This is a genomic window from Pedobacter sp. (assembly GCF_040513095.1).
Classification (GTDB): Bacteria; Bacteroidota; Bacteroidia; order Sphingobacteriales; family Sphingobacteriaceae; genus Pedobacter.
This window is the reverse complement of sequence record NZ_JBEVDX010000043.1, coordinates 20,913-45,274: the sequence shown is the minus strand read 5'-3', so window position 1 is coordinate 45,274 and position 24,362 is coordinate 20,913. Positions and strand designations below refer to the sequence as shown.

Below are 24,362 nucleotides of genomic sequence, written 5' to 3'. Positions count from 1 at the left end.
ATTGCTTTTTGTGCGGCTTTAAATCCCGGATGATTATTTTACTTTCAATTAATAATTCTGACTGGATTGCTCATCACATTTTTTAGAAATTTGCAATGATGAATGACTTGGGTAAATTGAAGATGCAGCGCATAGTTCTGGTATTTTTTATGCTGTTTCTCTGCTCTTTTAGCAGTGATGCAGACCAGAATGGGGGATTGAGCAGGTATGCATCCCTGGCGCACAGGATATTTGTGCAGGCCGAGATAAGAGCGTTTTATATCCTGCTGGCTTTTTTTATTATCATTCTGGGTATCATTTTATACAGGTACAGGATCAAAGAGTTATTAAACAGGCAGGAAGTGAGGAACCGCATTGCAGTTGATCTTCATGACAATATCGGATCAACGCTTAGCAGTATCTCAGTGTATAGCCAGGTAGCGAAAATCTACCAGCAGCAGCAAAATGACTATCAGTTAAATAAGGTGCTGGATACTATAGGGGAAACGGCCAGCGAGATGATCAGTGAGATGGGGGATATAGTTTGGGCAATCAATCCCAAAAATGACCACATGAGTAGTATCTACAGCAGGATGGATTCCTATGCCAGGCCGGTATGCAAAGCAATGGATATTGCTTTTGACCTGCCCGTCGATCCGAAAGTTCCCTTTCTCAAAGTGGAAATGAATGTGCGCAAAAACATTTATCTCATTTTCAAGGAAGCGATCAATAACTCTTTGAAATATGCCGGTTGCAAGGCAATACAGGTAAAGCTGTACCTGAAGGATGGCAGCCTTATTTTGACTGTAAATGATGACGGAACTGGTTTTCAGCAGGAGGAGCGGACTGAGCATGATGAACACACGCTTTCCGGAAATGGTTTGAGAAATATGAAAATGCGTGCTGAGGAGATCAATGCACAATTAAAAATAACCAGCGCTAAAAATGGGTCGGGGACCCTGATAGAAGTACGTTACAAAATCCCCTGAAAATTTGATTTGTACCTTTAATACGAAACAACATGAGTTTACGCGTAGCAATTTTTGACGATAATAAAAACATCAGACAAAGTATCACTTTACTGATCAGTACCAATCCGGATATGGAAGTTGTGGGCTCCTTCGGTAATGTTCTCAATTGTGTGAACGACTGCCTGAAATGTGAGCCCGATATTGTACTGATGGATATTCAGATGCCGGGAATGAGTGGCATCGAAGCAGTACAGATCCTGAAACATGAGCTGCCCACCATCCAGATCCTGATGCAGACCGTATTCGAAGATGATGACCGGGTTTTTGATGCCATATGTGCCGGTGCATCAGGTTATGTGCTCAAAGACGACCTGAAAAATAAACTGATTGATGCAATCAAAGAACTGCATTTCGGCGGATCACCAATGAGCCCCAGCATTGCACGGAAAGTGATCAACAAGCTACAGATCCCGGAGAAGATCAATAAATCATCGGTTAATGAGTACAAGCTTACCCCGCGTGAAAAAGAAGTACTGTTATGTATAGTCAACGGCTTAAGTTATAAAATGGTAGCCGCCGAATTATTTATCAGTTACGAGACGGTGCGCAGCCACATTAAAAAGATTTATGAAAAGCTGCATGTGGCTTCCCTCACAGAGGCTGTAGCAAAAGCTATAAAACAAGGCATCGTATAATTCTGTACATCAGTTTGGATTCCAATGACAGCAAAAGGCAAAATAATAACAGCTGAGAGCGACCTTGAAAGCGCTGCGGCGCAGATTGCCCGGGAGAAGTTCCTGGAGGCTGGCCAGAGGGCATCAGCTCCCGATTATGTAGTTGTTCCGGAAAGCCATAAAAATGCTTTCGTTGCACAGCTCATGCTGAATACCAGGCACTTTTATCTGGAAAACAGTTATGAGCTTGATATGGACAGGTACTGCAGGATCGAAAACGATTCGCATTTTGACAGACTCCGGCAATTGCTGCACCATGCTGTCAAACAGGGAGCTGCAATAGTGATGGGAGGTACAATGGATGCTGATGAACGGATCTTTCATCCAACTATCTTTACGGATGTACCTGCCGCGGTTGACATCACCAGGGAAAAAATTTTTGGGCCAATCTTATTTGTACTTACCTATCAGCATCTTGACGAACTGGATCACAAGTATATTGCACTGCTGTAAAAGGTACTACCTGACCCATCCTGTTTCATTGCTGTCATTCCTTACCAGCTGATAATTTTCGTAAACTCCCAGTACATCCACTGTACTGCCTGTCCTGAGTCTCAGTTTTACAGCAGCGGACAGACTATCCGGATGATCATATAAGTCCTGTTGTAAAGGGCCAACTTTCAGTTTCCGCAATGGCTTACTGATACCTGTTAAAGCCTTACTTTGTATAAAGCCTGTGCGGCCATCGGGCAATTCGATTTTATACCAGCTGCTGTTTGCTGCATTCACTTTTACGACCGTACCAGCTTGTAAGGAGAGTATGCCGGGAGCATTGCGCTCTGTTGCATTGTACAGCTCTGTTTTCCCGGAAATACGCATTGTTGCATTGAGATTGCTTAATGAAGAACTGATTCTCGCCGCAGTTGTAACCACGGTGTTTACAAAAGGCATCGGGTCTACCGCTCCCTCCGGGGTATATATTCCAAAGTGCAAGTGGGCCGGGGTGGACCTTGCGTTTCCGGTATTGCCCACCAATCCCAATGTATCACCTGTGTGAACCAGCTGGCCCTCCTTCGCGAGCTGAAGATCGAGGTGTGCATAATATAAGGTGTAATCTTTGTCTTTAGGACGCAGCCAGACTACTTTACCCCCAAGATTATTCTCATTGACCCTGGTAACAGTACCCTCTGCAGCAGCAAGCGCAGGAGTACGGAAAGGCGCGAAAATATCTACGCCTTCATGTTTTCTGGAATTCTCATCCCGGCCGTCTCCAAAAATACTTTGTATGTGGCGGCTGTTTGATGACTTGACAGGGAATCCAAGTGAAGGGCCGGCGCTGATATTTAATGTGTACTGACCACCACGTAACAGTTCCGGCTGCAGCCGGATAAAGACGGCTCCGCTAACTTTGGCTTCAAATTCAAGGGCATTGTCTATTGTGTCTGCCGAAGCAATAAGTTTCATTGCTCCGTTTTTGGGCTGCTCCCATACATCTATATATAGCATAAACTGTCTGAGAGGTTTTCTGGAAAGTTCAATGCTGATCTTCTGCCCCTGTACCACGTTAAACCTGTACGCTGCAGCGGAAATACTTTCAGCAGGGAAGTATCCGGTTTCCTGGTAAGGAATGGTGATGGTCAGTGCCTTTTGCAGCACAGCTACTGAAGATACAATCCATGCAGCACCCATGCTCGTTTTATCCAGTCCGGATGATACAAGCTTGCGCTGATATTGCTCATGAGGGGATGCTGGCTTAAAGAGGTTTACCTGTCCTGACTTACAGGATAAAAGCGAAGCCAGCATTAAAGTGAGGTATAAACCCGTTAATTTATCCAGGCCTGTGGCAGTAGTTTCTTTTGTATTCATCGGATAATGTTCCAATAGTAAACAACACCGCTCAGCTGAAGTTTTATAATTTGAAAACGGAATGCAAATGTTAGAGGTGCAAAGTGATCTTTGTAATTTTTATGTTTCAACCTGGTTTTTGCATGAGATAGGTGATATTGTGCGTATTTGTTATAAATTATCAATAAATACCTTGATTTTTTTGATTAATTGCAGATATGAAGAGTATTTAGGTCGTTTAATTGTATAATTAATAATACAATTTGAATATTTGCTGTGCTATCTTCAATTATTTCTAATATAAATTGATATTTATTGTTCAAAATGTAATTAAACATTCAAAAAACAATTAAAAATTCAATATATTTAGTTTTTGTCAGTCATAATGTTATTAACGGCTGCGATTTTCAGTTTATTGTTCAGGAATACTATTAAATTTTAATAATTGTATGGCTAAAATTGATGATAAGGCGTTGGTTTCCCTCTTACATGATGGATTTAGTGAAGGATTTGACAGTCTTTACTGGAAATATCATCAGCTTATTTACATGAATGTATATAAGTTTGTAAAAAACAGGGAGGAATCGCAGGACATACTTCAGGATGTCTTTGCTACCTTATGGGAAAGCCGTCAAAGCATCCGGCAGGAGCAGTCTGTAAGCGGCTGGCTTTTCGTGATCAGTTTCAATAAATCTGTGAACCACGTAAAAAGGAAAATCCGCCATTCTGCTGCTGAAGATAAAGTCGTATCATTTTACCACGCCCATCGCGATGAAAGTGATGATGTCCATGATGAACACTATCAGATCCTGCATGCAGCCATCAGAGAACTCTCGCCTCAAAAGCAAAAAGTATTTACCTTATGTAAACTGGAAGGGAAAAGTTATGAGGAAGCGGCCCAGCTGCTGAATATTTCCAGACATACTGTAAAAGAATATCTCTCGCTGGCAATGTACGCCGTCAGAGATGCTTTCAAATCACCCGCGCAAAACAACATAACCAGAATATCATTCAGCAATTAACTAAACAAAACAACCTAAACCAAAACCTAATCTGATCATGAAGAAAAAGCCTGAGAAAGCATGAAGTAAAAGACCCTCCGGTCCCAATATATCAAGACCGGAAGGTGATTAAAATGTAAGCATCGAATATGTAAACTACCGGGCGTCGGAACCTGTATGGTAGCATTACACAAAAATTACTTAACACTTAAGCGACAAAATTATGAAAAAATCTCTACTTTATAATAGAGTGAAAAATTATGCGTTGAGGTGCTCAAAAGTTGGTACATTAACATCTCTAACCGTTTGTTTATTAGTTACTAATGCCTCTGCAAATGAGGGAGCCGCCGGAATTTCTTCTACCAAAAAATCTGCGCTGAAAGCCTTCAGTTTAAAGGCTGCAATCAAAATTTCAGGTGTTGTTACAGACGAAAACGGAGAAACACTTCCGGGAGTATCTGTAAAAGTTAAAGGTACCAGTTCAGCTACCGTAACAGATAGCAATGGTAAATTTACAATTACTGTGCCAAATGACGCGGCAATCCTGGTCTTTGGCTACATCGGTTATACAGCCAAAGAAGTGCCTGTAGCAAACAGAACCTCATGGAAAATTAGTTTACAGCCAGATGCTAAAACGTTAAACGATGTTGTGGTTGTAGGATACGGAACGCAAACAAAAGCAGAGTTTACAGGCTCAGCTTCAAAAGTATCAGGTGAAAGCCTCAAAGACCTGCCGGTACAAAGTTTTGATCAGGGACTTGCCGGTAAGGCAACCGGGGTAAGTATAGGACAGCCAAACGGTGTGTTAAACAATGCTCCCGTAATCAGGATCCGCGGTATCAACTCAATTTCCCTGAGTTCCTATCCTTTAATAGTGGTGGATGGTATTCCAATCAATACAGGAAACAGTTCCGGAAATTCACAGGTAGCCAATAACCCGCTGGGTGATATCAACCCTGCGGATATAGAATCTGTCAACGTGCTGAAAGATGCAGCTTCAACTGCAATCTATGGATCAAGGGCTGCTGCAGGGGTAATCCTGATCACTACAAAATCTGGTAAAAGCGGAAAACCTAAAGTAAATTACGAAGGATGGACAGGTATTACCAATGCCGTACGTTTACCTGAACTGCTCAACGCAGAACAGTTCATGATGATCAAGAACGAAGCTACACTGAACTCTAAAATCCTCTCCAACAATCAGAACAATGCTGCGGTTCCTTCTGCTTCATTCTTCCCTTCCTACAATCCTGATGGTTCACTCGTGGATACAAAATGGTTTGATGAAGTATACCAGACCGGTGTTTCACAAAATCACAGTCTCAACGTGTCCGGCGGTTCAGAAACTACTAAATACTATTTCTCCACCAATTACAGTAAACAGGAAGGTATCATTAAAACAAACGAGTTTACACGTAAGTCTGCCCGTTTCAATATCGACCATAAGCTGACCAGTTTCATCAAACTGACGGCAAATATCAACTATAACAATAGCTTAAACGCTTCGCCACAAACAGGATCCCTTGAAGGTAACGCTTTTGGTCTAACGGCTATCGGACGTCTGGCCACACTTTCGGCACCAAACGTTCCTGTCAAAAATGCAGACGGCAGCTATAACCTGAGTACTACAAATACTTTGGGCATGGGAGCAAATACAGTTTCCAGTAACTTCTACAATCCTGCAGCTTTACTTGAGTATAATACTTACACTTCAGAAAATGACAGGATCATAGGAAATTTTGCTGTGGATGTTAATCTTGCAAAAGGCTTGACCTACAGGTTGAGTTATGGGGTAGACCGCTTAAGGATTGAAAATAAGTCGTTTGAGAGCGCTGTTCACGGGCCGGGTTTTGCAAACGGCGGGCAAGCCACAAACAACAGCGTGTTAATCGATAACTGGAACCTAACACATACACTGAACTATGCCGCCAAAATGGGCGACAAAAATAACTTCACTTTACTGGGAGGTTACGATGTGCAGAAGTTCAGAAACTCCATGTGGGGCGCACAGCGTACAGGATTATCTGATTCATTCTATGACAGTTTCGAAGGTTCCTTCCAGAATATAGTGCCGGGAACAACCAACAACTCCAAAAGTGAAAAAGCGTTCGCTTCCATTTTTGGAAGGGTAAGTTATGATTTTGACAAAAAATACTTTGCCACGATCAATTATCGCCGTGATGGTAACTCGGCCCTGGGCACAGGAAAGAAATATGGTAATTTTGGTGGCGTATCAGGAGGCTGGGCATTGTCAGGCGAAGATTTCTACAAGAATTCTCATTTAGCAGAAATCATGAACAGCGTGAAACTCCGCGCCAGCTGGGGTAGGGTAGGTAACGGAAACTTAGCCAATAACTATGGTTCCCTCTCTCTTTATACCTCAAGTTTATACGGAACAGTACCAACATTCGCATTTAACCAGGGCGGTAACCCGGATCTGGGCTGGGAAACCAGTAAACAAACCAACGTAGGTGCGGATATAGGATTCTTCAAAGACCGTGTTACTATCGATGTGACTTACTATAACAACAACGTAGACGGACTGATCCTCAACGTGCCTCAGTCGCCCTCAAAAGGTATTCCCGGAAACGCAATCCTGCAGAACGTAGGAGCAATGTATAACAGAGGCCTGGAGTTCGGTATTTCTGCACTGGTCTATCAGAAAGGCAACTTCTCATGGAACACCAATTTCAACTACACCCATAACAAAAATATGGTTACCGACCTGTTTGGTGCAGGTGCGGAGATCGTAGGCGCAACGGCTACTTCTTCAGAAACCACCAATATCACCCGTGTAGGCTATTCTGTAGGAAGTTTATACGGAGCAGTTACGAACGGTGTGAATCCCGCTAACGGACAAAGGATATTTGTGAATGCAGCAGGACAGCAGGTTCAGTACAACCAGTCTATACCAACAGGCGGAAGCCGCTGGACATACCTTGACGGTACAGCAGCACCGGCAATCAGTGTAAAGGATTACAAGATCCTTGGAAATGCACTGCCTACTTTTTACGGTGGTTTTAACAATACATTCAAATACAAAAGTTTCGACCTGGGCGTAAACTTCACCTATTCAGGTGGTAACTACATCCAGAATGGTACTAAAGCAACCTGGCGTGATCAGCGTTTCTGGAACAACAGTACAGAAGTGTTAACACGCTGGACTACTCCGGGTCAGGTAACTGATATTCCAAGGGTTGTCCTGGGAGATTTACTTTCAAACGGTTCATCGTTCCCGATCTCTGCCAACGTAGAAAAAGCCGATTTTATCCGTCTGCAAACTGCTTCCTTCGGATACAGGTTTAATCCTGCAATATTTGGTAAATCAGGTATTTCTTCGCTCCGGATTTATACACAGGTATTCAATGCCTTCCTCATCACCAAATACACAGGTCAGGATCCGGATATCTCGGTTAACGGAAATACAAATACTACCCCGGGTGTGGATAAAAACTCTGTACCACAGGGCAGGACATTTACTTTCGGTATGAACATAGGTTTCTAGTCTAATTTTAAAAATTCAAGCCATGAACAAGAACAACTTCAAATCATACATATTTAAACTCAGCTGTCTTACAGTGGGCCTCGGAACGCTGCTGCCAGCCTGCAAGGAATCAGAATTGTTAAACCCTATTCCCGAAACCTCGGTCTCGGCAGACCTGGTGTTCTCCACACCAACAAGGGTACTGGCCCAGGTAAACGGCATGTACAAGGCGCTGAAGAGCGGCGACTTCCTCGGAGGCCGTAACCTGATGTTAAACGATATCAGGGGAGAAGAATTCCTGAACCGTCTGCAGAATATCTTTACGGGATATGACGCCTGGAACCACACGATCAACTCCGGTTCTGCTGATGCGCTGTCTTCCTGGAGCGCTGGCTATGCAGCAATTAACTCAGCCAATTTAGTAATCGACGGACTTGCAGCAAACACTACTGTTGTGCCTGCTGCTACCTCAGTACAATATGTTGCGGAAGCTAAATTTGTAAGAGCGCTGGCTTATTATTCACTGATTACCCTGTACGGCCAGCCTTACGTAAAAGATGCAGGAGCGTCTCCTGGAATTCCCCTGCGTTTAAAAGGACAGATGTCTACTACAGACAATGACCTGGCGAGAAGTACCGTTGCACAGGTATACACCCAGATCCTGCAGGACCTGAACGATGCCGAAGCCGGATTACCTCTAACATATACCACAGCTACGCTTAATACTACAAGGGCACACCGCAATACTGCTATCGCGTTGAAAACGAGAGTATATTTAACCATGGGGATGAATGCCAATGTGATTACAGAAGCACAGAAAATCGTTCCTGCAGCTGCTCCATATGTAGCGGCAACAGGAGTTGCCAATGCCATGCAGCCAAGCATCCTGACCATTTTCTCAGCAAATTATGTGTCCAACGAATCGATCTTCTCCCTGCCAATGGCAGCACTGGATTTTGTTTCAGGCCAGAATTCACTTGGCTACAATTACAATACCAACCAGGAGTACAGCTTAAACCCGGCAGGGATTTATGGCAATGCCACCTGGCCGGCAACTGATGCAAGAAAAACACTGGTAAAAACAAATACCAATGGTGCTTTCCTGACCAAATATCAGAGTACCTTGTTTCTGGATTATATACCGGTGCTGAGATATTCAGAAGTACTGCTCAACTACGCAGAGGCAGCGGCCAAAACCGGTAACCTGGCTAAAGGAACCGAATTGTTGACGGCTGTACGCAAGCGTTCTGATGCAAACTACAACTTCCCGGCAGCAGCTACAGCAACACAAACTGCACTGGTAAATACAATCCTGGTAGAAAGAAGAATTGAGTTCCTGGGCGAAGGCCTGCGGTCAAATGATCTGCTGAGAAACCTCCTGACCATTCCTGCTAAAGGTACTTCACCTTCGGTAACACCAAGCCAGACAGAGTACATCTTCCCAATACCAAACGCAGAGATCTCATCCAATAAAGCTTTATAAATATCAAACAGATGAAATTATATTGTACCATAGCATTAGGCTTGATTGCAGCCGGCAAAATGAGTTATGCTCAGGCTCCGGCAGCTGCAGGCATGGGCCCCGGAAAACAATCCGACACTAAACCGCAGGCGCCTTCCATGCAGAACCTGAAAAAGTTTGAAGGTTACTTTGATTTTTATTATGACGAAAAATCCGGTAAGATCTATCTCGAGGTAGATAAACTGGACAAGGAATTTCTGTATTTCAGATCACTCTCCAATGGCGTAGGAAACGGCGGCCCCGAAAGGGGACAGGCCTCCTCCGCCATTGCTAAATTCGTTAAGGCAGGAACAAAAATCCTGCTGGTAGAGCCTGTTTATAATTACCGTGCCATCACTACCAACCTGGATGAGATCAAAGCCGTAGAAAACAACTTCGCCAAGTCGGTCATCTTTGCATTTGTGCCTGTATCAGCTGCAGGAGGCAAATACATGATCGATATGACACCTTTCATCATCCGTGACAGTCAGGGTATTACTTCAAGGCTAGGCGTCTCAAGAGTAAGCGGACCGGTTACGGTAAGGCCATCAGCAGGCGGCAGCGGCGCCAGTTACAGACTGGATGAAACCCGTTCCGTAGTCTATATGGAGAATACAAAGAACTTCCCGAAAAATTCCGAATTTGAATCTATGCTGACCTTCACGGGCGGTAATCCAAATTCAGGAGGTTACGAGCGCGGGAATGATATTGCACCGGATCCGGGAGCAATCACAATCAACATGCACCAGTCGTTCATAGAACTGCCGGACAGTAATTATGCACCGCGTAAGTACGATGCACGCTCTGCATTTGGCCAGTTCGCCTATATGGATTTCTCTGCACCGATGACGGAACCAATTATGAAAAGGTTTATCCGGCGTCACCGTCTCCAGAAAAAAGACCCGAATGCTGCAATGAGCGAAGCGGTAAAACCGATTGTTTACTACGTAGACCGCGGGGCACCGGAGATGATCAAAAAAGCACTGATCGAAGGTGGTGCATGGTGGAACCAGGCTTTTGAAGCCGCAGGATTTAAGAACGCTTTCCAGATCAGTGAGCTGCCGGCAGGTGCAGACCCAATGGATATCCGCTATAACATGGTCAACTGGATCAACCGTTCGGGTAACCCGGCACGTGCATTCTCCTCAGGCGCATCTTTCCTTGATCCAAGAACCGGAGAGATCATCAAGGGCGTAGTTACCCTGGGATCAGACCGCCACCGTCAGGATTACCTGATGGCAGAAGGTCTTCTGCAACCTTATGTTGCAGGTAAACCTGTGCCAAAAGAAATGCAGGAAATCGCACTTTCGCGGATCCGGCAGCTTTCTGCCCATGAAATAGGCCATACTTTAGGCTTCAACCACAATTTCGCAGCCAGTCCTAAAGACCGCGCTTCCGTAATGGATTACCCATATCCAAAGTTTTCGCTTAAAAAAGACGGTACTGTAGACCTCTCTGATGCTTATGCAAAAGGTATAGGCAGCTGGGATAAACGCGCGGTGATGTGGGGATATACCGAATTTAAAAAAGGAACAGATGAAAATGCTGCCCTTGAAAAGATCATGCACGAGACACTGGACCAGGGGTTTATCTTCATTCCTGATATCGGCGGAAATGCACATCCTACCTCACACCAGTGGGATGATGGTGCAGATCCGATCGACCAGATGACCAACATCATGACGGTACGCAGGAAAGTGCTGGATAATTTCTCTGAGAAATCTATCCTTGACGGCGAACCAATGGCTACAATAGAAGAAGTACTGGTGCCAGCTTACCTGTTACACCGTTACCAGATCGAAGCAGTAGCAAAATCTATCGGCGGACTGTATTTCACACATGCCATCAAGAACGACGGACAGGTGATCACACGGATGGTAGAACCCAAAGAGCAATGGCGCGCTTTTGAATCTCTCATGAGCACAATTACACCCGAAGCCCTTGCCCTGCCCGAAAAACTGATCAAAATGATCCCGCCGCGTCCATCAGGATACCCTGCCGGGGTTGAAACATTCAACCGATATACAGGCCCTACATTTGACCCTATTGCTGCGGCAGAATCTGCTGCGAGCACCACTTTGGCTTACATGCTGGATGATGAGAGGGCAAGCCGCCTGATCGAATACAATGCCAGGGACAGCAAGTACCCGGGTTTTATTGAGATTGCAGACAAACTGATCGACCAGACATGGAATGCGCCTGTAGCCGAAGGTTATAAAGGTGAACTGCAGACTATGGTAAACAATCAGGTGGTAAAATACCTGCTGATGCTGGCTGCCAACAGCCGCACTTCTGAAGTGGTAAGGGGACAGGCACTCTATGAAGTGGAGAACCTCAAACAGATGCTGACAGCAAAAATGTCCGGCGCTCCGGCAAAACAGAAAGCCAACATTCTTTTTGCACTTTCCCAGTTTGAGGCCTTCAAGGCAGATCCCAACAAATTCCAGCCGCCTGCAGCAACAGAGATGCCGCCGGGGGCACCAATCGGAATGCCTGGTATGGATTTCCTCCATGGCGGAGAAGTCAACAATTCAGGCTTTAGTGCCACGTTCGACAATTTATAGGAAGCATTCACTTAACCAGACAACATGAACACAAAAATACAATCCTCGCTCAAAAAGGCACTTTATTTTGGCGCATCCTGTGTTTTGGGATATGGAGTTCTTGCCCCGGGGCAGGCTGCTGCACAAACGATGGATGGAGCCAAAGTCGAAGCCCTCAAAGCAGAGCTGATCAAAGAGATAGACAAGCAGCAGAAACAAACCCAGGTCATGGTAGATATGGTCTACAGTTTTGGAGAGCTGGGCTTCCAGGAGTTTGAAACCTCAAAATATCTAACGGATATCCTTAAGAAAGAAGGTTTTACCGTAGAGCATGGCATCTCAGGTATTCCTACGGCCTGGATGGCCAAATGGGGATCAGGCAAACCGGTGATTGCAATCGGCAGCGATATCGACTGTATTCCAAAAGCTTCCCAGAAACCAGGTGTAGCTTACCACGATCCGATCATAGACGGCGCTCCCGGACATGGCGAAGGCCATAACTCAGGCATGCCACTCAACATCACCGCGATGCTTGCGCTGAAAAAGATCATGGCAAAGGAAAAGATCCAGGGAACTTTAGTATTGTGGCCGGGCGTAGCCGAAGAGCAGCTGGCTACAAAAGCATATTATGTACGGGATGGTTATTTTAAAGATGTTGATGCCTGCATCTTCACCCACGTAGGTAACAACCTGAGCACGGGTTACGGTCCCATAGGCACCAGCGGAATGATCTCCGTGAAATTCAATTTTGAAGGCGAAGCAGCCCATTCTGCAGGCGCACCCTGGAAAGGCCGAAGCGCACTGGATGCTGTGGAGCTGATGGATGCCGGCTGGAATTTACACCGTGAGCATATGCTGCCAAGTCAGCGTTCACACTATGTGATCACAGACGGGGGAGATCAGCCAAACGTCGTACCTTCAAAAGCTTCCGTATGGTATTATTTCCGCGAACAGGATTACCCTAAAGTAATGCAGATGTATAAGGATGGGCTGAAAATCGCTGAAGCAGCAGCTTCGATGACAGACACAAAGATGACCTACGAAGTTCTGGGAAGTGCATGGCCGGGATTTATGAACAAATCCATTGCCGAAACCATGTATGAAAATATCAAAAAAGTAGGTCTTCCGGCATGGTCAGAAGAAGATAAACAACTGGCACTGGCCACACAGAAAGAACTGAACCCCAATGCACCCCAGATGGTAAAAGGGCTGCCAACAGCAGTAGATACTTTGAGAAGACCTGTTGCGGGTGCAGCATGGAGTGGTGGCGGATCAGATGACATTGGTGATATATCCTGGAATGTGCCCACTATAGTTTTGGGCTATCCCTCAAATGTCTCGGGTTTAAAAGGGCACGACTGGGCAAGTGGAATCACAATGGCTACACCAATAGCGCACAAAGGTGCAACTGCAGGTGCAAAAGCCGAAGCCCTGACGGTACTTGACATGCTGGTGAAACCGGAAATCATTAAGGAAGCCTGGACGTACTTTAAAGAGGTACAAACCAAAGACATCAAGTACACCCCAATGATTTCGGCTACGGATAAACCGGCGATAGGACTGAACAAAAAAATCATGGCAGAATTCCGTCCTGAGATGCAGAAGAACTATTATAACCCGAAAAAGTACGCTTCCTATCTGGAGCAGCTGGGCATTAAATACCCAACCGTCCGTACCGAAAGCACCAAATAATTCTCCTTAATGCTACTATCCTACACCCATATATAAAATGGAAAAGAAAAAAAGATCTTATTTAAAACAGGCATTGATTTCCTGCAGTACGGTTGGTATGGTGGCGCTGGGTTCCCTGAACCCGCAAACAGCCAGTGCACAGCTTGCGCCGGCAAAACTGGAAGCCCTGAAAGCTGAACTGAGAAAAGAAATCGACAATCAGCAGAAAAACACCCAGGTGATGGTGGATATGGTCTTTAGTTTCGGCGAACTGGGATTCCAGGAGTTCGAAACATCAAAATACCTCACTGATATCCTGAAGAAAAATGGATTTACAATAGAGCAGGGTATAGCAGGTGTGCCAACAGCCTGGACTGCAAAATGGGGATCGGGCAAACCTTTCATCGCCATCGGCAGTGATATCGACTGTATTCCTAAAGCGTCCCAGAAACCCGGTGTTGCTTATCATGACCCGATCATTCCGGGGGCGCCGGGACATGGCGAAGGCCACAACAGTGGGGAACCCTTAAATATTACAGCCGTACTGGCCCTCAAAAAAATCATGGAAAGGGAAAAACTTCCCGGAACGATTATGCTGTGGCCAGGTGTGGCGGAAGAGCAGCTGGGAACAAAAGCCTATTACGTACGGGACGGGTACTTTAAAGATGTTGATGCCTGTATCTTTACCCATGTTGCCAGTAACTTAGGCACCAGCTATGGTGATGGCGGCGGTAATGGAATGATCTCGGTGCGGTTCGACTTCGAGGGTGAATCTGCACACTCCGCAGGTGCACCCTGGAAAGGAAAAAGTGCGCTTGATGCAGTTGAACTGATGGACCTGGGCTGGAACTACCACCGCGAACATATGGAAACCACACAGCGTTCACACTATGTGATCACTGATGGGGGAGACCAGCCGAATGTAGTTCCCTCTAAATCTTCAGTATGGTATTATTTCCGTGAAAGATCATATCCAAAGATCATGCAGATGTACAAGGACGGTATAAAGATTGCCGAAGCAGCAGCAAAGATGACGGATACGAAAATGACTTATACCGTCTTGGGCAGTGCATGGCCGGGTCACTTTAACCAGCCTATGGCCGAAGCCATGGAGAAAAACATCCAGTCTGTTGGCTTGCCTGTTTGGACGGCTGAAGATCAGGCACTTGCACACGGCATTCAGAAAGAACTGAAGTCGCCCGAAGAAGGACTGCCAACCAAATTAAATGGCTTGTCGAAACCCTCAGCATCACTTTCAACCGGAGGTGGTGGATCAGATGATATCGCCGATATTTCATGGACAGTTCCAACTATCGTACTCAGATATCCTTCAAACATCCCCGGATTACCGGGGCACAACTGGGCAAATGCTATCTCTATGGCAACGCCGATTGCGCACAAAGGTGTAACCGCAGGAGCGAAAGCAGAAGCCATGACCTTACTGGAGCTCTTCACCAATCCGGAACTGTTAAAAAGCGCCAAAACTTATTTTGCAGAGGTACAGACAAAAGAGACAAAATATATTCCCCTGATTTCGGCTACGGATAAACCGGCAATTGAACTGAACAAAAAAATTATGGAAGAATACAGGCCTGCAATGAAGAAATTCTATTACAATCCTGCTAAATACAAAACTTACCTGGAGCAGTTAGGAATTAAATACCCGACTGTCAGAAACTAACTGGATTAACACTCTCACCGGAAATCTCGTTGATACCATGGAACTGGCCCGTATGCAAAAGCTGCGGGCAGTTCCTTTGGCTATCCCTCTTTAATAATCCTTCAATATCAACCAGGGCTGTGGTAGGCAAAAGGCTGTCGTCCGGTACGCAGACGCCATGAGCAATTTTAATGGCCATGTGGGTTATTTCGGGAAGTCCCTGCTCATGATACTGCTGAATGCATATTTCGCAACAATACCAAAAGATATCCGCTCATGAAATCTTTCGGCGCTGTGCAGGCTGTTGAACAGATCGTTGCTTTGGGCATACAGCCCTCCGGCAAATTTGCCCTCACTCTTATAGATGTTCATTGCTGTGCCGGCCTGGATCAGCTTGTTGATCCTGTTTTCCTGCACAGGGAAAAACAGGCGGGTATACAGGGTATTCCAAACCAGCCGGTAATCATCGCTCAGCTTTGCAAAGTACAGTGCATCAGTTTTGAAATTGATCCTGTTGTAGGCGATGTATTCACCCCTGTAAGCATGATATTTGGTCTCTGTTGACAGCTCAGAATTTCCTGATGTGGTAGTATTGCTGAGTCTGTAATCGCTGCTCCCCAGCGAATCCAGGTTATTATAACGTTCAAAGCCGGCCGATAATCCAAGCGTCCATCTGGGGCCATATTCATAATTGAGGCCTGCTGCGGCAAAGGCACCGCGGAAACTTACCGTTCTGAACCTGGCCGCCAGAGTACTGTTACTGTTATCGGCATACAGTTTAAAATTATCGGTATTCAGACCTGCATTGATATAAATGCTGAGGGCTTTGGAAGGCTGCCTTTCCCTTGCACTTTTCACACGCTCATTCAGTTGCTTCACCATGTTAATTGCTGCCTCGCTGGGAAAGTCTGCTGAGGCCTGGATATCACGGATACGTTTCAGGAGTTCAAAGGCCGAAGTCTGATAGCTTTTCCTCAGTCCGATAAAGCCGCTGATCCTCGACTGGGGGGTAAACTGCCCGCCGTTAAACAATTCAGAAAGGCCTTCGGCATTGCTGCCACGTGCTGCGATCCCCCAGATGGTTTGCTTCGGCTTTTCTACCGCCAGCTTTCTGAAATTGTTCCAGTTGGCGGCAAGTGCTGCTTCAGAAAGATTGAAGGACACACTGGAAGCATGCAGCAGGATAGAGGATTCGCCTCTGGCATCTTCAGCCACAAGCTGGCCCGCTGCTCTGAAATGCAGCGATAGGGCCGCCAGAAAAATGAGGTATAGCGCTTTCATCTTTCAGTTGATAAGGTTATCAAAGTCAAGATGTCCCCGCTCATCTGTTTCCGTCCTGATCGGGTTTGCAGCCAGCGCTTTTCCATCAACTTCCAGTTCAAGCGTCCAGAAATCACCGGTTTTACCTTCAGCATATAAAGTAACCTGCAGGCCATCTTCCTCCATCAGGCAGGGATAGAACTTACCATCTTTGGTAGAAAAACTATTTACATCGGTATCCTGGTCGGCCAGCAAATCAATGTTTACATAACCGATACTGAATCCATTGTCCAGCAAGCTGACAAAAGCTGACTTTCTGAGTTTGTAGGTAACAGAAACATTTTTCCCGGCTGGTTTTTCTTTGCTGTCTGTTGCTGTGTTCTGGTTTTTCATTTGCTCGTTTTCGTAACATTAAGTTAACTAGAACGAGGCATTAATACAATAGCATATGTTGTTTTGTGACAATTAATTATTTCCTGTGCTTAGGGGCAGCTTCCTTTTCCCCGTCAGGTACCTTCTCACAGGTATATCATAAAAAACCATAACCAGCCAGGAAAGCCCGATGAGCAGGATCGTCCCGGTAATAACTATCAGCGCCAGCTCTGAAGTGCTTACTTTATGAGTAGTGTAGTAGTTTAGAAAAATCCATATTGCCACATAATGTGTCATATACAGCGGATAGGAAATTTTCCCTGCAAATTCGCAGAATTTTTTAAGGCCGGAAGATAACTGTGCACCCGCACCCAGTGCAATCAGCAGGGGGAAATAAATGAGCACTACAAGCGGTTCTGTTATCCAGTTCCACTTGCTGAAAGGCATGACAAAGGCCAAAAATAACAGGATGCCGATGCCGGCAAAGCCGAGTTTGTTCCTGATGATCCAGTTGGAACGGTAGATCAGCAGCCCCGCTGAAAATGAAAAAGAGATCCTGACGCAGCCATCCCAGAAGGTAGTTTTTCCCCAGCCACCCATCAGATTACCTGAATGCCAGGCCACATAACACATGAGCGCTGCAGAAAGCAATGTTAAGATCCAGAGCAGGTTGCGGCCAATCCGGTAAAGAAACAGGGCATAAAATATATTGGCTACATACTCCCAGAATAAGGACCATGCCGGTGCATTGATATTGAAGAGGTTAAAACTCCTTTCGGTCACTACCGGATAAGGGATCATCAACACCGAGGTTACAAAGATAAGGGCTGTTTTTCCTGCACTGTACAGCTCGGGATGCCCCCCGTAAGGGTCAAACAAAAATGCCAGTACACCCAATACTGATCCTGAAATTACCAGCGGATGCAGCCTGATGATCCTTGACTTGAAAAACTCCAGGATACCCATCTTCGCTATGCGGTCATCATATGCATAGCCTATGACAAAGCCCGACAGGCAGAAGAAAAAATCCACTGCCAGAAATCCATGTCCGATAAAGTTTTTACTGTAATCTGTAATCGCCATTTCCATAAAATGAAACAGCACCACGGCAATTGCCGCTATTCCTCTTAATCCGTCAAGAATTTCAAAATGTTGTTTGGTTTTTAAAATATTTGGAGGTAATGCTTCAGAAGTCCTTGTCATACGCTATCAAATATCGTTCTTCCGTTTCAATAATCTGTAAAAAGGATAGGATAAAATGAACAGCACAGCAACAATCAAAAAGCTTCTGGTATCGCTGATGGCGAATCCAACAAATAGAATCAAGGTTACCGTTAATGCGAGAATGGTCATATAAGGATAACCCCAGGCTTTGTAAGGGCGGGGAAGATCAGGCTCTTTTTTTCTCAGAACCAGCAGAGAGGCAAAGGAGAAAGCAGTAACTACTGTGAGCATGACGGCAGCCAGGGAGAAAACCTGCTCAAAAGTATTATACAGGATAAAAACAATCGTGATCACATAACAGAGAAGCAAAGAAAAATAGGGTGTACCTCCTTTATTCAGCTGTGCGCCCTGTCTGATAAAATAACCTTCCCTGCTTAAACCCAAAAGTATGCGCGAAGGGATCAGCATATAGGCGTTCAGGATACTGATCACCACAAAAATGGCAATGATATCAATCCCGATCGAACTCCAGCTGCCAAAGGCAACGGCGGCAGCGGAAGAGGCTGCCAGGGGCGATTGCGCTATCGCGTTAAGTGGCAGTACATACAAAATTGCCCCGTTGATGAGCAGGTATAGAATGATGACGGTAATGGCCCCGATAAAATAGGACCTTGGAATATTTTTTCCGGGGTTTTCATCCTCTTCCGCAAAAAAGGAAACCGCCATCCATCCGTCGTACGTACTCAGAATAAGCTGCATAGCCTTAAAGAAAGCGATGATCAGTGTGCCGTTGAATACAGTTGCGGAGGGAATTAAAGTGCCCGGGTTCAGCTGTGGTTTTGCCAGGAAACAGCCCGCTACCAGAACCAGTAAAAAGATCACTTTTAAGATGCTGGTTACTTTTTGTGTGGCACTGCTGATCCTGATCCCAGGCAGGTTTAAGAGCGTAAAGACGGTTAAGTAACCAATACCAACCTCTTTGCTGTAGCCCGTCAGAGAGGGGAATAGTAAAACAGTATATTCACCTAAAACTATGCAGAAAAATGCAGGCGCACCTACATTCAGTATAAAATCAAACCAGCCGGCGGCAAATCCTACATAAGATCCAAAGGCCCTTTTGATATAATTAAAGGAACCACCTGCCTTTGGAATCATTGCCGTTAATTCAGCATAGGAACTTGCGCACAGTAAAATGTACAGGCCGGTAATCAGCCAGCAGGAGAGTATTAAAAACTTATCTGGCAGAAGCAGGGCTATACTCGCAGGAACGCGGAAAATACCAGCGCCGATAGTGCTGCCTACAATAATGGATATGCCGAAAACCAAACCTAATACTTTTTTTAAAGGCACTGTACTTTGCTTGTCTGTTTTCACCATTTGCTGTATTTAAGATTTCCGGGGTTTTCAAAGATAAGATAAGCCCGCTAACTTTTCTGATCTTTCAAACCATTATGCCCTATATTGGTTATAAATACACCTTAACCCTAACAATGATGACAGCTGTTAAATTTGAAACTTTAGAAAATGAACCCTCTGCTTTTAACCTGTACCTTGATGGAGAGAAAATTGGAGAAATGATTGTAGAGATCAATGATGGAGATATGACGGTCTTCCATACAGAGGTTGATCCCGATCAGGAAGGCAATGGTTATGCAGGAGAACTGCTACAGTCAATGACCAGCTATGTGCGCGAAAATCATCTGAAGGTGATCCCAATGTGTGCCTATGTGCAGGTTCAGTTTGACAGGCACCCGGATGAGTATGCAGATATCCGCAGTGATAAAGAAATCAGATTTTAATGGTGATGATGGTGCCATTGTTCACTTCGAAGTTGATCGTGGCACCAATATCGGCACTTAAACCGCGCATCAGCTGGATTCCCAGGGAATTGTATTCCAGATTGTCCACATCTTTCATTCCGATGCCGTCATCCGCAATTACAAGTTCTATTCTTTCATTTTGCCGGAGCGATACTCTGATGATCCCTTTTTCCCGCCCTTCGAATGCATATTTTATCGCGTTGGTGAGCCCCTCGTTCAAAATCAGCGCCATGGGCATTGCTACAGCGATACTCAGTTTAATAGCCTCAACATCCTGAACAATGCGGATACGACGCGCGTTCAGGTCAAAACTGTCTGCTATAAACAGCAGGAATTCGGCAAAATAAAGCGCCATATTTACTTCCTTGATATCGTCCGACTGATAAAGTTTCTGATGAACTAGAGACATGGCGTATATTCTGTTCTGACTGTTCTCAATGGCTTTCAAGGCATCGTTATCTAGAAATGCAGCCTGACTTTCCAGCAGGCAGAATATCGTATGCAGGTTGTTCTTCACCCTGTGGTGCACTTCCTTGAGCAGCCATTCTTTTTCAGTAAGCAGCTGTTCCAGCAGGGTATTCTTTTCGGTGATCACTACATTTTTCCCCATCACAAGCTGGCTGCTCCGCTGTTTGAGCTGGTACTGGTGATAAAGCAAGGCAATAATAATCACCGCAAGCAGTAAACCGCCGCCGGTCAGGTTTCTGATCTGCTGCGCCTGCCGGAGTTTATCCTGCTGCGCACGGGTGCGCTGTTTCAACATAGCGATATTCTGACTGTTCTGCCTGATCTCCGCTTCTTTTTTCTGCGTTTCAAAGGCAATCTGCAAACGTTTCACTTCCCGGTCTTTGAACAGACGGGAATTGTGATCAGCCAGGCTGTTGAACATATTCTGGTGTCGAATTGCAGCCAGGTAGTGGTTAGTAGCAGAATCCGTAAGAAATAACATGTAGCGGAAATGACGCTGATCGGAAATAGGCAAATTCTTTTTTGAATGGCTCAAAGCTTTATACAGATAGGGACGCGCCTTTGCGTACTGCCGCGACTCCACATAGAGCTGTCCCATACGCAGGTTTGCAAACATTTCCAGTATATGTTTTCCGGAACTGATGGCATACATCTTCTTGAAATACGGTTCTGCCCGGACGTATTGTTTTAAACCCCGGTAGCTTCCGCCAACCATTGAGAGATAGAGTAAACTGTCAGTAGCAGAATTAGGAGGGTAATTGCGGATTGTCCGCCGTAAATAGCTCAGGGCAGTATTAAAGCGCAGCATCTTTGTGTAATTGTTACTGATTACATCCAGCACAAAAGGGTGGGACAGGTGGAACATGCCTGCATGTTTTTCATAATAAGCCATTGCAATGTGGCTGTAATTGATGGACTCCACATAATCTTCGTTGTCGGTGCATACTTTGGCCTGGTAAATATATACATCACCAGCCGCAGTACTGTCGCGCGTATTCTTAATGCTGTTGACCGACTGCTGGGAGTAGTATAAAGCCTTGTCCGGATCGGCAGTGCCATAATAATAGTTCGTAAGCAGGAGATAGACATAATGCAGATATGGATAGCGGATGGCCTGGTACCTTTTAACCACATCCAGCAACTCCTGTTCTGCCTCAGGTAAGCGCTGTTCTGCATGGATCATCGCAATATCTTTCCGCGCCATAATTTCAAGAGGCACATCATGCAGCTTTTTACTCAGTACCAGCGCCTGACCAGCAAAATCCAGTGCCATCGGGTAGTATTGTTCCTGGTCTTTCAGCCAGTATTTGTAACTCAGGTTGAGCAGCAGTTTCAGCCTGGCCTGATCGGGCAGCTGCCTGAGGATGCTTTCTGCGGCAGGCAGCTGATCGAGGACAGTATACAGGTCTGCAAGCATCAGCAAGGCTTCAACACGTCCCTTTTCATCCCTGTTTTTTTTGCTTAGTGCCAGCGCCTTATTGGCATAATTCATGGATAAGGCAAGATCCTGTCTTTTTCTGACTGGCTTATTAAAGTATAAGTTGCTGAGCGCATTAAGGATTGTTATTCTTTCTGCAGTGGCCGACTGGGGAAGCCTGCTGCGCAGCAGGTTCAACCGTTCCTGTGCTACCCTGGGTGCAGCAGGGTAATATTGGGCAAAACCCTGAACCGGCGATATGAGGAATAGTAAGGCCATTAGAATGTAAAAGCCCTCAACTGTACATTGGCATCGGTAAACTACTTTTTTAAATGTATGAATTACCTCTGACATGGATTTTTTCTGCTAATGTTTATACAATTACTTCCAACAGGGAACTGTTCATTTTAGTGAGAATCTCAATGCCTGATTTGACCTGCAGTTCATGCACATCTTTGGCCAGTGCCAGGAAGCATTCTTTGGCAAGTGGTGCCAGCCGGTGGTTCAGTTCCCTCGACTCATCAGTAAGAAAAATCAGTTTGATACGTCTGTTGCTCTCGTCTTCCTTCCGGGTGACCCATCCCGCCTTTACCATATTGTCAATCAGATAGGTCATGTTGGATTTGTCCTTGAAAAGCACATCCGCCAGTTCCTGCTGTATCATGCCGTCACGTTTCAGCAGTACTTTCATGATCTCCAGTACCTCAAAACTAATGTCTATATCCGCTTCCCTCAGTTTCACCTGAAAGATTTTGCGCAGCCTGTATCTCAGCTCCAGTATAAGCTGGCAAAATTCTGCAACCAGTTCAGCCTTTTCATTGGTATTCATTATACAAAAGTAATCATTTATTTAAGCAGATTAATGCGCCGCATCAGCCAGGTTTACTTTGGCGGTAGATTTTTTCACAAAGAACATTACCAGTGGCACGAAAATAATAAAGACAATACCAACAAACATAAAGATATCCATATAGGAGAGCAGGGTTGCCTGTTTTGTAACAATGCCATCAAGCATTCCATAGGCCATATTCCTGGCGGTAGCAAGGTCAAATCCGTGATGCTGCATGCCCGAGGCGAGTTGAGACACCCTGTCCTGTACATTCGTATCATTGGCGTTCATATGGCTTACCAGTGAGGTACGGTGGATACTCGTTTCGCGGGTCAGCATAGTGGATATCAATGCTACTCCAAATGAACCGCCCAGCTGCCGCATCATACTGGTAAAGGCAGCGCCCTGACCAATTTCCTGTCCTTTCAGCGTGGAAAGTGACATCGTACTTACAGGTACAGAAAGCAGGCCAAGACCTAGTCCGCGCACCATCAGTGGCCAGAAGAAATCATCAGAACTGGTATCAGGAACAATGATTTTATAACACAACATGCAGAAGATGTAAAAGATGAACATGCCTGCTGCAATAAGATATTTCTGCTGTACACCTTTTTGAATGAGGATAGCCACCAGGGGCATCATTACCGCCACAAATAATGTGCTTGGAAGTTGCAGCACGCCTGCCTGCTGGGCACTCCAGCCCAGGATAGACTGGGTAAACTGCGGAATGACAAAGGTAGAACCGAATGTGCCGAAGCCCATGACAAATGAGAGCATAACACCCATACGCAGGTTCCCGTTTTTAAGTACCCTCAGGTTGACAACGGGATATTTTGCTTCCAGCTGCCGCCATATAAAAAGATACAAACCCAAAACTGCTGTTATACACAGGGTAATGATCAGTTTACTGTTAAACCAGTCGTCTTCCTGGCCTTTTTCCAAAACGTATTGCAGGGATGATATCCCTACTGTCAACAAAATAATCCCAAGCCAGTCTACCTCGCTCGCCGAGCGCTTTGAACCATATTTGGGACTGCGAACAAACTGTATGGTCAAAATAGCAGCCAGTATGCCTACAGGAATGTTGATGTAAAAGATAAATGGCCAGGAATAGTTATCAACGATATAACCACCAAGTGGCGGCCCGAGGGTTGGGCCAACAATAATCCCGAGGACATAAATGGCTTGTGCCATCGCCCTCTTTTCTGGTGGCCAGCTTTCAGTAATGATAGTTTGTGAGGTAACCAATAAGGCGCCACCGCCCATTCCCTGCAGAAATCTGAAAATGATGAGCTCCGTGATCGAAGTTGCATTTCCGCATAAAAAAGAACAGACTGTAAAAATAACAATTGATGCTGCAAAATAATTCCGCCTGCCGAACTGCTGGGAAAGCCAGCTGGTTAAGGGGATCACAATCACATTGGCAAGTGAGTAGGCAGTGATTACCCAGCTGATTTCATTGAGCGTAGCCCCTAAACTGCCCCTCATATTATTCAATGCTACGTTAACAATCGTAGTATCAATAATTTCGAGTAATGCGCAAAAAACTGCTGTTATGGTTATAATGGCCAGACGAGGGCCATGCTCGATTAATGATTCACTTTGCTCCATGTTGATTGATGAGAAAACAAAGTTAAAATTTAAACTGTTCTAATTTTAACTCTGTTGTCTTTTATTTCAATCGGATGATAAATATGAGCAGG

At 45.3% G+C, this 24,362-nt stretch carries 18 protein-coding genes; 10 read left to right on the top strand and 8 right to left on the bottom strand.

Features of this window, described 5'->3' with window-relative positions; genetic code table 11:
- Positions 1-95 precede the first annotated feature (95 nt).
- The 3 genes from ABWY16_RS06300 to ABWY16_RS06290 are packed head-to-tail and all read left to right on the top strand — an operon-like array spanning position 96 to position 2,137.
- Entirely contained in the window at positions 96-968 is an 873-nt protein-coding gene (locus ABWY16_RS06300; protein WP_353903801.1) for a sensor histidine kinase, read from the top strand.
- A gap of 32 nt (positions 969-1,000) precedes the next feature.
- A complete protein-coding gene (locus ABWY16_RS06295) occupies positions 1,001-1,645 on the top strand; it encodes a response regulator (RefSeq protein WP_353903800.1) in 645 nt (214 codons plus the stop codon).
- Positions 1,646-1,669: 24 nt separating this feature from the next.
- Positions 1,670-2,137 (top strand): aldehyde dehydrogenase family protein, encoded by a 468-nt coding sequence (locus ABWY16_RS06290; protein ID WP_353903799.1) that lies wholly within the window; start codon positions 1,670-1,672, stop codon positions 2,135-2,137.
- Between the two features lie 6 nt (positions 2,138-2,143).
- On the opposite strand, the gene ABWY16_RS06285 is transcribed toward ABWY16_RS06290, so the two are convergent.
- Positions 2,144-3,490, bottom strand: coding sequence for a peptidoglycan DD-metalloendopeptidase family protein (locus ABWY16_RS06285; protein WP_353903798.1), 1,347 nt, complete (start codon positions 3,488-3,490; stop codon positions 2,144-2,146).
- A gap of 428 nt (positions 3,491-3,918) precedes the next feature.
- On the opposite strand from ABWY16_RS06285, the gene ABWY16_RS06280 reads away from it, so the two are divergent.
- From ABWY16_RS06280 to ABWY16_RS06255, 6 genes are all read left to right on the top strand, one after another.
- Entirely contained in the window at positions 3,919-4,491 is a 573-nt protein-coding gene (locus ABWY16_RS06280; protein WP_353903797.1) for an RNA polymerase sigma factor, read from the top strand.
- A gap of 202 nt (positions 4,492-4,693) precedes the next feature.
- Positions 4,694-7,975, top strand: a complete 3,282-nt coding sequence (locus ABWY16_RS06275) for a SusC/RagA family TonB-linked outer membrane protein (RefSeq protein ID WP_353903796.1) — start codon at positions 4,694-4,696, stop codon at positions 7,973-7,975.
- 22 nt (positions 7,976-7,997) lie between these two features.
- Positions 7,998-9,437: a RagB/SusD family nutrient uptake outer membrane protein gene (locus ABWY16_RS06270; protein WP_353903795.1), complete on the top strand. Its 1,440-nt coding sequence runs from the start codon at positions 7,998-8,000 to the stop codon at positions 9,435-9,437.
- A gap of 11 nt (positions 9,438-9,448) precedes the next feature.
- Complete coding sequence (locus ABWY16_RS06265) at positions 9,449-12,019, top strand: zinc-dependent metalloprotease (protein WP_353903794.1); 2,571 nt, start codon at positions 9,449-9,451, stop codon at positions 12,017-12,019.
- Between the two features lie 24 nt (positions 12,020-12,043).
- Complete coding sequence (locus ABWY16_RS06260) at positions 12,044-13,690, top strand: amidohydrolase (RefSeq protein ID WP_353903793.1); 1,647 nt, start codon at positions 12,044-12,046, stop codon at positions 13,688-13,690.
- 37 nt (positions 13,691-13,727) lie between these two features.
- Entirely contained in the window at positions 13,728-15,350 is a 1,623-nt protein-coding gene (locus ABWY16_RS06255) for a peptidase dimerization domain-containing protein (protein ID WP_353903792.1), read from the top strand.
- A 183-nt stretch (positions 15,351-15,533) separates the two neighbouring features.
- On the opposite strand, the gene ABWY16_RS06250 is transcribed toward ABWY16_RS06255, so the two are convergent.
- The 4 genes from ABWY16_RS06250 to ABWY16_RS06235 all read right to left on the bottom strand — a co-directional run bounded on the left by ABWY16_RS06250 (position 15,534) and on the right by ABWY16_RS06235 (position 19,502).
- Positions 15,534-16,610 carry a hypothetical protein gene (locus tag ABWY16_RS06250; RefSeq protein WP_353903791.1) on the bottom strand — a complete coding sequence of 359 codons (1,077 nt, stop codon included), beginning with the start codon at positions 16,608-16,610 and terminating at the stop codon, positions 15,534-15,536.
- A 3-nt stretch (positions 16,611-16,613) separates the two neighbouring features.
- Positions 16,614-16,982 carry a hypothetical protein gene (locus ABWY16_RS06245; RefSeq protein WP_353903790.1) on the bottom strand — a complete coding sequence of 123 codons (369 nt, stop codon included), beginning with the start codon at positions 16,980-16,982 and terminating at the stop codon, positions 16,614-16,616.
- 72 nt (positions 16,983-17,054) lie between these two features.
- Positions 17,055-18,164: an acyltransferase family protein gene (locus ABWY16_RS06240; RefSeq protein ID WP_353903789.1), complete on the bottom strand. Its 1,110-nt coding sequence runs from the start codon at positions 18,162-18,164 to the stop codon at positions 17,055-17,057.
- Positions 18,165-18,170: 6 nt separating this feature from the next.
- Complete coding sequence (locus tag ABWY16_RS06235; RefSeq protein ID WP_353903788.1) at positions 18,171-19,502, bottom strand: APC family permease; 1,332 nt, start codon at positions 19,500-19,502, stop codon at positions 18,171-18,173.
- Positions 19,503-19,615: 113 nt separating this feature from the next.
- Here ABWY16_RS06235 and ABWY16_RS06230 point away from each other — a divergent pair, with 113 nt between their 5' ends.
- On the top strand, positions 19,616-19,924 hold the full coding sequence (locus ABWY16_RS06230; RefSeq protein ID WP_353903787.1) for a GNAT family N-acetyltransferase: 309 nt from the start codon (positions 19,616-19,618) through the stop codon (positions 19,922-19,924).
- Here the strand turns inward: ABWY16_RS06230 and ABWY16_RS06225 are convergent.
- The 3 genes from ABWY16_RS06225 to ABWY16_RS06215 all read right to left on the bottom strand — a co-directional run bounded on the left by ABWY16_RS06225 (position 19,914) and on the right by ABWY16_RS06215 (position 24,270).
- Positions 19,914-22,109, bottom strand: coding sequence for a histidine kinase dimerization/phosphoacceptor domain -containing protein (locus tag ABWY16_RS06225; RefSeq protein WP_353903786.1), 2,196 nt, complete (start codon positions 22,107-22,109; stop codon positions 19,914-19,916). The genes ABWY16_RS06230 and ABWY16_RS06225 overlap by 11 nt on opposite strands.
- Positions 22,110-22,203: 94 nt before the next feature.
- A complete protein-coding gene (locus ABWY16_RS06220) occupies positions 22,204-22,659 on the bottom strand; it encodes a MarR family winged helix-turn-helix transcriptional regulator (protein WP_353903785.1) in 456 nt (151 codons plus the stop codon).
- Positions 22,660-22,689: 30 nt separating this feature from the next.
- Positions 22,690-24,270, bottom strand: coding sequence for a DHA2 family efflux MFS transporter permease subunit (locus ABWY16_RS06215; protein ID WP_353903784.1), 1,581 nt, complete (start codon positions 24,268-24,270; stop codon positions 22,690-22,692).
- Positions 24,271-24,362: the final 92 nt, after the last annotated feature.